Raw genomic sequence first — 12,440 nt, forward strand, 5'->3', positions numbered from 1 at the left:
GCTCGGCCTATCATATCGTCACCGCGCGCAACCGCCCCCTCAGCCCGGACGCCGAGGCCTTCATCGCCTGGCTGAAGGCCGAGGCGCGGGTGCATGAGCATTCGGTGGATGAGTTGTGAGGGTATTGAGCGGCGCTCGCGCACTCCGAGCCATTCATCGCTTGCCGGGAGTCCGCGCTATCCGGTTTTCAAGGCATGTATGGGTATTTGCGCGCGCGGCGCCGAGTTCCAATAAGTCTCCTTCCCTCCGTCATCCCACGGTCGCGGCGCAGCCGCGATCCGGGGGACCTCAGCCAAACCGTCTGCGGGGGAAGCGCAGGTCCCCCGGATGCCCGCTTCGCGGACACCGTGGGATGACGGTGGGACTGGGGCTATTGGGCAATGCACATGGGCACATAACCCGCCGCAATCGCCTTCACCGTCGGCTGAGGCGTCAGCACCTCCACCCGATCCGGCAAAGCGTCCGGTCCCGCTGCAAACCCTCAAACGACCAGGCCCAGACCTTGCCCTGCCACCGCACCAGCGGCCCCCCGGCGGGCGCGATCTTGAAGAACACGCCCTCCGGCAGCTCTGACAGCATCGCCTCATACGTCACCTGCGCCCGCGACCGCGAGACCACCCGCGCCGTGTGCGTCACCCGATCCATGTCTGGCGCCCGCACGGGCTGCGGCAGGTCGGGATGGGCTCTGGCAAAAGCATCCCGGAAGCGATTGAAATCCTCGCGGCGGCATTCGGCACAGGGGCGGTGGCCGGCGGCGAGGGTGACGGCTTCGTCGGTGAAGAAGAGCTCGGTGTAATTGCCGGGTGTCATCAGCTCGCGGCGGCGCGCCTTGAAGGCGAGGGTGCAGGTGACCCAGGCCTGGTGCTTCCAGCGCGCGGTGCCGAGTTGCTGGCGGTCATCATGCAGGATGCCGCGATTGCCCATCAGCGTACCGCGGGCGGTATGAGCGCAAATCTCGCCGGTCGGCGCGACGCGGTTTGGGAGCGGGGAAGGGCGTGTCATGGCGTCAGGGTGGCGGCTGAGGCGCTGCGGTGCAATCCGGTTCTTGTGCCCCACATTTGTCATCCCGGACGAATGTCCCGCGCAGGCGGGACGCAGATCCGGGACCCATTTGCGCGAAAGTTTGAAGCATCGTGATTTTAGGTCCCGGCTCTGCAGCCTGCTTTCGCAGGCTTCCGGCCGGGATGACAATCAAGGGCCCGCATACTGGCAACACGGCCCCGTTACCGCCACCATTTTGCAATTCACTCGCACTAACAAACAAACCCGTTCGCAAACGGTCGCTTAAGGGGGAAATCGCTTGACCCTTGCGGCGTTCACCATGTGAGAATGGCAGGAATTCTGCGGCCCTTGACGGTCGCCGGTCCATAATACGGAACGGGTGAGAGCCCGGGGTGAGGAGCATGAAGCCGACCGATACGCGCGATCCCGACTATTATCACAAGGTCGTGGATTGCCAGTGGGCATGCCCGGCGCACACGCCGGTGCCTGAGTATATCCGCCTGATTGCGCAAGGTGAATTCACCGAAGCCTATCTCGTCAATCGCCGATCCAATGTCTTCCCGGGCATTCTTGGACGGGTCTGTGACCGCCCCTGCGAGCCGGCTTGTCGGCGTGGCCGGGTCGAGGAAGAACCGGTCGCGATCTGCCGTCTCAAACGGGTCGCGGCCGATCATCGTGACGAGGTGAAGCATCTCGTGCCGCAAAAGCCGGCGAGCACGAATGGCAAGAAAATCGCCCTGATCGGCGCGGGTCCGGCGTCCTTGACCGTGGCCAATGATCTCGCCCCGCTGGGCTATGAATGTACGATTTTCGAGGCCCATCACCGTCCCGGCGGGTTGATGATCGCCAATATTCCCTCCTTCCGCCTGCCGGAAGAAGTGCTGGACGAGGAGATCGGTTATATTCTCGACCAGGGCGTGGAGCTGAAAACCGGTCATCGGATCGAGAGCCTCCAGGCGCTCTCCGAGAGCGGGTATGACGCGGTCTTCATCGGTTCGGGCGCGCCCAAGGGCAAGGATCTCAGGATCGAGGGCCGCGACGAGGCCGACGCCAATATCCATATCGGCATCGACTGGCTGGAAAGCGTCGCCTTCGAACATGTCGACAAGATCGGCAAGGAAGTCCTGATCATCGGTGTCGGCAATACGGCCATGGATTGCTGCCGCACCTCGCTGCGCCTTGGCGCCGATGATGTGAAGGTGATGGCTCGCAAGCCCCGGCAATTCTTCAAGGCCTCGCCCTGGGAGCTGGAAGACGCCGAGGACGAGAATGTCGACATTCTGGTCAATCACTCGCCCAAGCGCTTCGTCGTCGAGAATGGCAAGTTGACCGGCATGGAATTCGAGCTGATGGAGTATCAGCTCGACGAGGATGGCCGGATCACCGACACCAAGATTGCCGGCACCAAGATCATCCCCTGCACGGATGTGATCCTGGCCATCGGTCAGGAAAACGCCTTCCCCTGGATCGAGCGCGATATCGGTATCGAGTTCGACAAATGGGGCGTACCGATCGTTGACGAGACAACATTCGAGTCGACCCGGAAGGGCATCTTTTTCGGCGGCGACAGCGCCTTTGGTCCCAAGAATATCATCTGGGCGGTCGAGCATGGCCACCAGGCGGCGATTTCAATCCACAAGCATTGCGAGGGCAGCGCGCTCGACTCGCGCCTGCCGCGCGGGGTCAATCTTCAGTCCGCCAAGATGGGCGTGAATGAGTGGATGTATTCCAACAGCTATACCGGCGAGCATCGTCGGCAGATGCCGTTGGCCGAATTGAAGGCGCGTCTCTCCAATCGCAAGATGGAAGTGGAGACCGGCTATACCGCCGAGCAGATTGCGACCGAGGTCCAGCGCTGTCTGAACTGTGATGTCCAGACCGTGTTCGAGGCCCCGCTGTGCAAGGAATGCGATGCCTGCATGGACATCTGCCCGGTCGATTGCCTGTCCATCGTGCCGGTCGCCGAAGAGGCCGAGCTGCGCCAGTCATTGCGGGTGCCGGCCAATAACAAGGACCAGGACCTGTTTGTCTCCGAACCGCTGAAAGATACCGGGCGGGTCATGATCAAGGACGAAAATCTCTGCCTGCATTGCGGCCTGTGCGCCGAGCGCTGCCCGACGGCTGCGTGGGACATGCAGGATGCCGACATCTTCATTCCGCATGTCGACGATGAAACCAGGAAAGTGGCTGCCGAATGAAGGATCTCGTGGACGTGTCAGGCGAAGTCCGGGTCAATGACTTCGTCATCAAGATCGGCAATGTGAACGGCACCGGTTCGGCCTCGGCCAATGGTCTGCTGATGAAGGCGATCTTCCGCATGGGCGTGCCGGTGGTGGGCAAGAATCTCTTCCCCTCCAATATTCAGGGCCTGCCGACCTGGTATGAAATCCGCCTCACCAAGGACGGCTATATGGCCCGCTCCGGCACCGCGGAATTCATCGTCGCCATGAATGCGGAGACCTACAAGCAGGACCTCGCCGACGTCTCGCCGGGCGGCTTCCTCCTCTACGATTCGACCTGGCCGCGACCGGACCTGCATGCGCGCGCGGATGTCACCGCGATCGGTGTGCCCCTGGCCCGCCTGGTCAATGCCGCCTTCGACAATGCCCGCACCCGCGTGCTGATGAAGAATATGGCCTATGTCGGCGCTGTCGCCGGCCTGACCGGGCTTGATGTCGAAGTCATCCATAACCTGGTCAAGGAGATGTTCGGTACCAAGGAGCATCTCATCGACGCCAATATGAAGGCGATCGGGCTGGGTCTGGATTATGTGCGCGAGCATTTTGCCGATCCGCTGCCGCTGCGGATCGAGCCCATGGACAAGACCGCCGGTCACATCATGATCGACGGCAATACCGCTGCCGCGCTGGGCTGCGTCTATGCCGGCGCGACCTTCGGTGCCTGGTATCCGATCACGCCCTCGACCTCGCTGATGGACGGGTTCAAGGCATTCTGCGAGACATTCCGCGTCGATCCGGAAACCGGCGAGAAGAATTTCTGCATCATCCAGGGCGAGGACGAGCTCGCATCCGTGGGCATGGCCATCGGCGCCGGCTGGAATGGGGCCCGCGCCTTCACCCCGACCTCCGGTCCGGGCATTTCGCTGATGAGTGAATTTATCGGCTTTGCCTATTATGGCGAGGTTCCGGTGGTGTTGTTCGACGTCCAGCGCGCCGGTCCCTCGACCGGCCTGCCGACCCGGACCCAGCAATGCGATATCACCCTGGCGGCCTATGCCAGCCATGGTGACACCAAGCATATCCTCCTCTTCCCGGCCAATCCGAAGGAATGCTTCGAGATGGCGGTACAGAGTTTCGACATTGCCGAGCGCTTCCAGGCGCCGGTCTTCTTCATGACCGATCTCGATATCGGCATGAATGACTGGATGATCCCGGAGCTGGAATGGGATGACAGCTACCAGCCCGATCGCGGCAAGGTGTTGAGTGCTGACGAGATCGACAAGCTCGAGAAATTCTACCGCTATGAAGACCGTGACGGGGATGCCATTCCCTGGCGCACCCTGCCGGGTACCCATCCCAAGGGCGCCTATTTCACGCGTGGCTCGGGCCATAACTGGAAAGGCGGCTATACCGAGGACAGTGACGAGTACAAGGAAGTGCTCGATCGTCTGACCACCAAGTGGGAGAATGCCGCCAATGCGGTGCCGGCCCCGGTCATCACGCGCTGCGGCCAGCCGGCCCGCCGGGCCATCATCTCGGTCGGTGGCTGCGATGGCGCGGTCCTGGAAGCCCTCGATCGCTTCGCCGAAAACGGTGTGAACCTGGACTATCTGCGCCTGCGCGGCTTCCCCTTCAATGCCGAGGTCGATGCCTTTATCGCCGCGTATGACGAGGTCTTCGTGGTCGAGCAGAACCGCGATGGCCAGCTTCGGTCGCTTCTGGTCAATGAGACCGAGGCGCCCAAGCACAAACTGGTCTCCATCCTCGATTACGCCGGCATGGCGGCCAATCCGAAATTCATCATCGAGGGCATCTCGGCCCATCTTGAAGCCCTGGGAGACGTCGCATGACCTCCATGAGCAAGCCTTTCATCGACAAGCATCTGCCCAAGAACAAGCTGGGCCTGTCGGTCCGCAATTATGAAGGCGTGATGTCGACCCTGTGTGCCGGGTGCGGCCATGACTCGGTCACCGCCGCCCTGGTTCAGGCCTTCTGGGAACTCGATCTGGCACCCGAGAGCGCGGCCAAGGTCTCCGGCATTGGCTGTTCATCCAAGACGACCGCCTATTTCATGGGCCAGTCGCACGGCATCAATTGCGTGCATGGCCGGATGCCGTCGGTCGCGACCGGCGCCAATGCCGCCAATGGCGATCTCAATTATATCGGCATTTCCGGCGACGGGGATTCGCTGTCGATCGGCTTCGGCCAGTTTGCCCATTCCATCCGGCGCAATCTCAACATGCTGTATATTCTCGAGAATAACGGCGTGTATGGCCTCACCAAGGGTCAGTTCTCGGCCGCGGCCGACTATGGGTCGAAATCGAAAAAGGGCATCGAGAATGACCAGATGCCGATCGACCCGTGCGTCCAGGCGCTGACGCTGGGGGCCGGCTTCGTCGCGCGCGCCTTCTCGGGTGACAAGACCCAGCTCGTCCCGCTGATCAAGGCCGGTCTCAAGCACAAGGGATTTGCCCTGATCGACGTCATCTCGCCCTGCGTGACCTTCAATGATCATGCCGGCTCCACCAAGAGTTACGCCCATACCTACAAATATTATCACCCGCTCGTGCATACCGATTTCGTCGCCCATGCCGACGAGGTGACCGGCGCCTATGACCAGGACGGGGCGATGCGCGTGACGATGCAGGACGGGGGCGAGCTCTTCCTGCGCAAGACCGAGAGTGATTACGATCCGCGCGATCGTGCCCAGGCGATCGAGACCCTGTTGATGAACAAGACCGAAGGCGAAATCCGCACGGGCCTCCTGTATCTCAACAGCGATCTGCCGGACATGCAGGCGGCCAACAAGCTGCCGAAAACCCCGCTCAACCAGGTCCCTTATGAAAGCCTGACACCGGGCAAGGCGGCGCTCGCCAAGCTGCAGGCCCGCTATCGCTAAATGGCAGGCTGAACCGGCTCTGCGGCCTCAGTTTTCGCTGGCGTTGAAGCGCTCGATGCGGGGGGCGGCGTCATTGGCGGCGGCGCGGGCGGCGGGGCTGTCTTCGAGCCCGGCCAGGGTCACATGGACGAATCTCGCCCCGGTCTCGTCGCGGATCGGCGTGTAGCGGACCTGCCAGAAACGGTCGGTCGCATGGCGGTCGACCCAGACCGCCGAGGCTCCGAGGATATTGCCGTCTGAAAGGCCTTCCCGGTCCAGCGTCTCGAGGTCGCTGATCAGTCGCTTGAGGGCGGGGGCCTTGATGATCTGTTGCGCGCCCTCGAGAAAGGTCCGCGTCATGATGAGGCTGGCAGCCTCGATATTGAGATCGCCCGGACCGGTTTGCAGCAGCAGGCAGGGAAAGGGGCTGTGATCGACCGTGGCCCGCAGATCGTCAACCAGGGAGCGGGTGCGCGGATTCTCGGCCAGGTTGGTAATCGCCTCCGCGACATGCGCCGGCGGTTCCACCAGGCCAGCCTCGAGGCGCGACACATAGGTCTGCGAGACGCCGATGAGTTCTGCTATTGCCCCCTGCTTCAATCGCAATCTCATGCGGAGCGCGCGAAGCGTGTGTGCCCAGTTTTTCTCCAAGATCGAATTCTAACCCCTTTTAATATAGGAGTTATCTTGCCTATGCGCGCGGACGAAGGGGCACTCATAAAATATGAACCATCCACACCCATTCGGGTAGTGGACAGGGCTAGAGGCCGAGGGCCCGGGCGATATAGCCAGGCAGATCCGCCATCAATTCGCCAAGCTCGCCGCGCGCCCAGGCCGGCAGGAAAATGGCCAGGACGACGCTGATCAACAGGCCAAGGAAGGCCCGCATGACGTCCGAAGTGACATCCCACAGGGCAGCGAGCTTCGAGCGCAGGCCCGCGATATAGGCGATGGCGATTTCGCGACCGGCCAGCATGCCCAGGAAGACCCAGGTCGTGCTCATCGGGACGTCATTCACCTCCTTGAAGATGTAGAGAATGATCCCGTAGATCAGGTCGATTGCGGTCGCCGCACGGATGTCGGTGGAATTGGTTTTCGACAGGACGATTTTCTGGATCTCGCCCCCGCGATTGCGGAAGATGATGGCGTGCAGCGCCAGCATGACGACGGTCGCAAAGACCAGAAGGAGCGGCGAGAAGCTGACCTGGGTCTGCATCACCGCAACGCCGTCATTCATCAGCGGGAGGCCGGTCTCGTCCAGCACCGGCACGAGATCGGTGGTGCGCGGCAGGAAGATGAAGATATTGGCCAGGTCCTGCATCAGCCACTGGGCCCAGAGGAAGGCCGTCGCCGCCCATTGCGCGGCATACCAGACCGGGTGATGCGGGACATCCCGGGTGCGTTCGATCCAGCGTTCGAAAGCCCGTGAGATCAGCAGGTAGACGAAGAAGGCGGCGCTGATCGCGACCACATAGCCGAGCGCTGACTTGGTCAGCATTCTCGGCAATACGCCTTCCGTGTTGGCGCCGCCGGTCAGGGCGAAAATGGTCAGGACCAGGAAAGTGGTCGAGACGGGAATGCCGTAGCGGGTCAGGATGAGCAGGAAGAGGGGCGGGATGGCGTGCCACCACTGCACCCCGCCTTCGGGGTAGGGCAGCGAGTTCAATCGACCGAAGGCGATGTCACCGCCGCCGCCGAAAAACCCCCACAGCATAACCGCGACGATGATCGAGCAGGCATAGGCCCACAACACCCACCAGGGCCGCTTGGCATTGGAACTGAGGAAGGTGCCGAGCGTCTGGATCGCATCATTGGCGACGATCGAGTAGGCGGCGATCAGGAAGCCGAGGATCGAAAAGACCCAGACGGCAGTGCTCAAATCGGCCATGGCGGGGCACCTTCTTGGAGACAAGACATCAAGGGCAGGTAGCAAACACCCGACCGTGCGATCAATCCGCCTCGTCCCCGTCCGGCATATCTTCACACAAGTGTCGCAGACGCGTGAATGATTGCGTACGTCTGGTTGCTTTAGGCATCAGGCTTCACAAATGGCCCGGTCCGGGTTATAAAATATAACCGCCGCTGCCCGGCACCGGCGCGCCCTCTGGATACGGAGAAGCGCACATGTCCGACCCGACGATCAGCCTCGATAGCCATGTCATTCACTGGCCATCCGTGATCCGTCACTACCGGCTTTCCAAAGGCCTGAAACAGGCCGCGATGGCGCATGATCTGGGAGTCACCCAGACCATGGTTTCGCGCTGGGAATCCGGTGCGGCCATACCATCGGAACAGGTCCAGGAGCGGGTCGCTGATCTCTACTGGGCGTCCCAGACATCCGTGTCACGCTCGGCCTGGCTCGACCGTATCGGTCGCCATCCGGCCGTGGTCGGCGTGATCAATGGCGACGGACGCATCCTGCGCGCCAGTCGCGGCTTCCGACGCAGCCTCGACTGCCAGCGTCATGATCTGGAAGGCCGCTATATCCATGAGGCCTTTGAAGGCGACTGGTCGCCCTTGTTCGACGCCCTGGTCTCTGCCGGTCTGTTCGAAGGGCGACTGGCCTCGGCGGAGAGTATCGACGCCATCACCTTTTTGAGCCCCGACAGAGATCGTCGGCGGCGTCATGTCCACGGGCTTCACCGCCCCAGCTTTCTGCCCGGCCCGGAAATCGTGTGGCTGCTGTCCGGCGCCGATGTTTCCGAGCGGGTCCATGCGGATGTGAAGGCGCGGCTGGGCGGGCCCATGGTTTTGCGCAAGGCGATCTAGGGCATGGCGAGCGCGCCGACAGCACCCGCTGATGCGAATTTCTGGCGCACTCTCCTGCGTCGCTATCGCTTCACCCACAATGTCAAACAGGCGGACCTCGCTTATGATCTGGGCGTGACCCAGGCCATGGTGTCGCGCTGGGAAGCCGGAGCGGTCCGGCCGGCGGCGGACATGCAGGCGCGGATCCGGGCCCTGACCGGGTCGACGGACGACATGTCGGCTCCGCTGGTCGGTTGGCGCAAGCATGTCGCCTGTCAGCCGGACATCGCCGCCGTGATCGACCGCGATGGCCTTATCGAAACGGCCAGCACAGGGCTGGCCCGCGAAACGGGCCTGTCGCGTGACCGGATCGAGGGCAGGACGCTCGCAAGCCTGTTCGCGGGCGACCTTGTGGCCTTGCAAGGCCTTCTCATTGACCGGGGATTTTTTGACGGCGCGCTCGAAAGCGTTGAAAGTGCAGATCGGTATTGTTTTGCCAATTCACATGGTAAACGCGATATAGGTCCGGTGCATGGCCTTCATTGGCCGCATGCCGGCGAAGACAATACGGTCAGGTGGATGCTGACCGGGGCAAGGGTGACGCGGTTGGAGTTTGACCATCTGCGCAGCGAGTTCGGCGGGCAAGTGGGAAGCTCCGGGCAGGGTTGAGCCCACAAGGGGGACGGATTTGGTTGAAGATATCAAGTTGTCGATGACGTCGAGCAAGGTCAATTGGCCGTCGGTCATCCGCAATTTCCGGATGTCCAAACGTCTCAAACAGGCCGCCCTGGCTGCCGATCTGGGCGTCACCCAGGCCATGATCTCGCGCTGGGAAAATGGCGATAGTGAGCCGCCCGAACGGATCAAGCGCCGCATGGCGGAGCTGGTTCAGGATGCCTTTGTCATCGCGCCCGCGCCGACCTGGGTTGATCTGGTTTCACTCAATCCGTCGGTTGAATTCGTCACCGACTCCATGGGCATGATCAAGGCGATTTCCCTGGGCGCGCTCGATCTCTTCGGCGTCCGCCGCAGCGAGATCGAAGGCCGCAATATCCGTAATTTCCTCGGTGGCGATTTCACCGAAGCGCTTGAGCAATTGCGCGCCGAAGGCATGTTCCAGAACAATCTCGCTTTCGCGCAGACCATGGGCAGTCTCGAGGTCAATGTGTCTTCGGGCATGCAGTCCTTGTTGTGCGACTTCATTCACTGGCCGCGGATATCCGAGGCTCGCACGGTCTATTGTATTCACTCCGGTGCTACCCTCGACGAGAAGCGCTATTCGGCGCGGCTGGAAGAGCGCGGTGAGAAGGTCGTCCTGCGGCGGACATTCTGAGGTCTCACCCGACCGGATGGAACACAAAAGGGCGACCCGTCGGGCCGCCCTTTTTCATGTCGTGCGGAGCGCGATGACGACGCTCGCCATGCCCTGACCGGGCACGGTTATCAAAGACCCTGATAGGTCATCTCGTGGACATAAGGCGCGTGGTTGTCGCCGACCCAGCAATTCTTCTCGGACGGCGCGGACAGGTCGATCGTCTCACCGACCGAGTATTCGGGCCAGGTCTCGCAATGGGTCGACGGCATGAAGCCAGGGTCGATCGTCACGGCGCCGGTCTGGTTGTCGACCGTCCAGGTGCCCACCATTTCGGCGTCCGGACCGCCCGCGACCATCATGCTGACAATCCCGCTGGTCGTCGTGCTGTCGCCCAGGCTGGCGTTCGGGGGTTCGAAATGGGCCCAGAAGTATTGCGGATCGTCCGGCAGGCTGCCGCCGATAATCCCCATCTGGAAACGCTCGCCCTGAGGCGTCCGGACGTCCTGGGCATGGGCCGAAGCCCCAAGCCCCAAAGCCATGCCGGCAACGCACACTGCAACAGCCGTGAACTTCATCTCAAATCCCCTGATTGATCGCGTGTTCAAAGCCAGAATGACGCAAAGGTTTTAAAATCTCGTGAGGCGGAGGCGGGAATGTTGTCCGGATCGGTGTGCCTCGGGTCAGCGCGGGCGTGCCGCACAGCGGGTCCCGCACGAAAAAGGGCGACCCGACGGGCCGCCCTTTCCTGTTTCCCGGCAGGCCTGGGCCTGGATCAGTCGCTCATTTGCGCATCGCGCAGGGCGCGGAACTCATTGCCTTCATACCAGTTCGGCCAGTCGTCCGAATTGGCCAGGCGTGAGCCGACCGTGAAGAAGAGCGCCGTGTCTTCCACCATGCCCTCCATATTCCAGTCCTCGGAGTATTCGTCCGCCGGGCCATGATAGCGGTTGGCGCGATAATCCTCGCCGATCGCCATGCCGGCTTCGTTTCCGCCCTCGCGCAGGTCGAAACCGCCATCCGCATACAGCATCGGCACGCCATGCTTGGCCAGCTCGATATGGTCGGACCGGTAGAAATAGCCGGCCTCCGGGTTCGGATCCGGAACGATATAGCGGTCCTGTTCGGCGGCGGCTTCGGTGAGCAGGTCTTCCAGCTCGGAAGCGCCATGGCCGACCACGACGACATCGCGGGCGCGGCCGGTGGGAAGGATGGCGTCGATATTGAGCCCGCCCACGGTCTGGTCAAACGGCACGATCGGGTTCTCGCCGTAATAGGCCGAGCCCAGCAGGCCGGATTCCTCGGCGGTCACGGCGAGGATCATCACCGAGCGTTCGCCCGGATTGGCGGCGAAGGCTTCGCCGATTTCCAGGATAGCGGCAGTGCCGGTCGCATTGTCGACGGCGCCGTTATAGAGGCCGTCCTCGCCCTCGGGCACGTCACGGATGCCGATATGATCCCAGTGCGCGGTGTAGAGGATGTATTCGTCCGGACGCGTTGTGCCCGGCACCACGCCAACCACATTGCGCGAGTCCATGGTCTCGGCCGAATTGGCCAATTGGCCGGAGGCCGAGAGGCCGCTCATTTCGACCGGCGTGAAGCCCGGCTGCGAGGCAGACGCGGTGAGGGCGTCGAAGTCCAGTCCGGCGAGGTCGAACATCTGGCGGGCCCGGTCTTCGGTGACCCAGCTCTCGACATTGGCGAACTGGCCCTCACCGGGTTCCCGGGCGAGGTCCAGCTGGGTGCCGCTCCAGGACCCGGAGACAACATTCCAGCCATAGGAGGCCGGGGCGGTCTGGTGGATCAGGATGACCGCGGCTGCGCCCTGGCGGGCCGCTTCCTCATACTTGTAGGTCCAGCGTCCGTAATAGGTCATGGCATTGCCATTGAAGAGGCCGCTGTCGGGATTGGCATAGCCGGGATCATTGACCAGCATGACGACCGTCCGGCCCTCGACATCGAGATCGGCGTAATCATCCCAGCCATATTCCGGGGCCACGACGCCATAGCCGACAAAGACCAGATCGCTGTCCTCGACCGTGATGTCGGAGGCGTTGAGCTTGGACCAGTAGACAATGTCCTCGCCCATGCTCAGGCCCAGCGGCTCGCCCTCGAAGGAGACGTCAAAGCTGGAGGCTTCGGCGTCGAGGGAGACGGCGAGCAGGGAGACGGGCTGGAAATAGCTGCCCTCATAACCGGGCTCGAGGCCGATCCGGGCCATCTCGTCGGCGATCCACTGGCTGGCGGCGATCCCGCCCGGCGTGGCCGGCGCGCGACCTTCGAAGGAATCATCGGCCAGGGTGGCGATGCGATGGCGCAG

11 protein-coding genes are annotated in these 12,440 nt (G+C 62.4%); 6 read left to right on the forward strand and 5 right to left on the reverse strand.

Annotated elements, in window-relative coordinates:
- Positions 1–432: 432 nt before the first annotated feature.
- The gene (locus tag QZ266_RS14060) at positions 433–924 is read right to left on the reverse strand and encodes a hypothetical protein (protein ID WP_295696227.1); all 492 of its coding nucleotides are present in this window, start codon (positions 922–924) and stop codon (positions 433–435) included.
- A gap of 479 nt (positions 925–1,403) precedes the next feature.
- On the opposite strand from QZ266_RS14060, the gene QZ266_RS14065 reads away from it, so the two are divergent.
- Genes QZ266_RS14065 through QZ266_RS14075 form a run of 3 tightly spaced genes read left to right on the forward strand, consistent with a single transcriptional unit; the run spans position 1,404 to position 6,081 of the window.
- On the forward strand, positions 1,404–3,200 hold the full coding sequence (locus QZ266_RS14065) for an FAD-dependent oxidoreductase (protein ID WP_295696229.1): 1,797 nt from the start codon (positions 1,404–1,406) through the stop codon (positions 3,198–3,200).
- Positions 3,197–5,032, forward strand: coding sequence for a 2-oxoacid:acceptor oxidoreductase subunit alpha (locus tag QZ266_RS14070; RefSeq protein ID WP_295696231.1), 1,836 nt, complete (start codon positions 3,197–3,199; stop codon positions 5,030–5,032). Before QZ266_RS14065 ends, QZ266_RS14070 begins: the two co-directional genes overlap by 4 nt.
- On the forward strand, positions 5,029–6,081 hold the full coding sequence (locus tag QZ266_RS14075; protein ID WP_295696233.1) for a 2-oxoacid:ferredoxin oxidoreductase subunit beta: 1,053 nt from the start codon (positions 5,029–5,031) through the stop codon (positions 6,079–6,081). The genes QZ266_RS14070 and QZ266_RS14075 overlap by 4 nt, the downstream gene beginning before the upstream one ends.
- A gap of 27 nt (positions 6,082–6,108) precedes the next feature.
- Here QZ266_RS14075 and QZ266_RS14080 read toward each other — a convergent pair whose 3' ends face one another.
- Positions 6,109–6,711 (reverse strand): helix-turn-helix transcriptional regulator, encoded by a 603-nt coding sequence (locus tag QZ266_RS14080; protein ID WP_295696235.1) that lies wholly within the window; start codon positions 6,709–6,711, stop codon positions 6,109–6,111.
- A 109-nt stretch (positions 6,712–6,820) separates the two neighbouring features.
- Positions 6,821–7,948: a hypothetical protein gene (locus QZ266_RS14085; RefSeq protein WP_295696237.1), complete on the reverse strand. Its 1,128-nt coding sequence runs from the start codon at positions 7,946–7,948 to the stop codon at positions 6,821–6,823.
- Positions 7,949–8,184: 236 nt separating this feature from the next.
- On the opposite strand from QZ266_RS14085, the gene QZ266_RS14090 reads away from it, so the two are divergent.
- The 3 genes from QZ266_RS14090 to QZ266_RS14100 are packed head-to-tail and all read left to right on the forward strand — an operon-like array spanning position 8,185 to position 10,141.
- On the forward strand, positions 8,185–8,829 hold the full coding sequence (locus QZ266_RS14090) for a helix-turn-helix transcriptional regulator (RefSeq protein ID WP_295696239.1): 645 nt from the start codon (positions 8,185–8,187) through the stop codon (positions 8,827–8,829).
- A gap of 3 nt (positions 8,830–8,832) precedes the next feature.
- Positions 8,833–9,477, forward strand: a complete 645-nt coding sequence (locus QZ266_RS14095) for a helix-turn-helix domain-containing protein (protein WP_295696241.1) — start codon at positions 8,833–8,835, stop codon at positions 9,475–9,477.
- Between the two features lie 19 nt (positions 9,478–9,496).
- Entirely contained in the window at positions 9,497–10,141 is a 645-nt protein-coding gene (locus tag QZ266_RS14100) for a helix-turn-helix domain-containing protein (protein ID WP_295696242.1), read from the forward strand.
- Between the two features lie 110 nt (positions 10,142–10,251).
- On the opposite strand, the gene QZ266_RS14105 is transcribed toward QZ266_RS14100, so the two are convergent.
- Positions 10,252–10,698, reverse strand: a complete 447-nt coding sequence (locus QZ266_RS14105; RefSeq protein ID WP_295696244.1) for a hypothetical protein — start codon at positions 10,696–10,698, stop codon at positions 10,252–10,254.
- Between the two features lie 197 nt (positions 10,699–10,895).
- Positions 10,896–12,440: M28 family metallopeptidase (locus QZ266_RS14110; protein WP_295696246.1), on the reverse strand; the 1,545-nt coding region annotated here is incomplete at its 5' end.

Origin of the sequence: uncultured Maricaulis sp., from assembly GCF_905480005.1 — a bacterium.
GTDB lineage: Bacteria > Pseudomonadota > Alphaproteobacteria > Caulobacterales > Maricaulaceae > Maricaulis.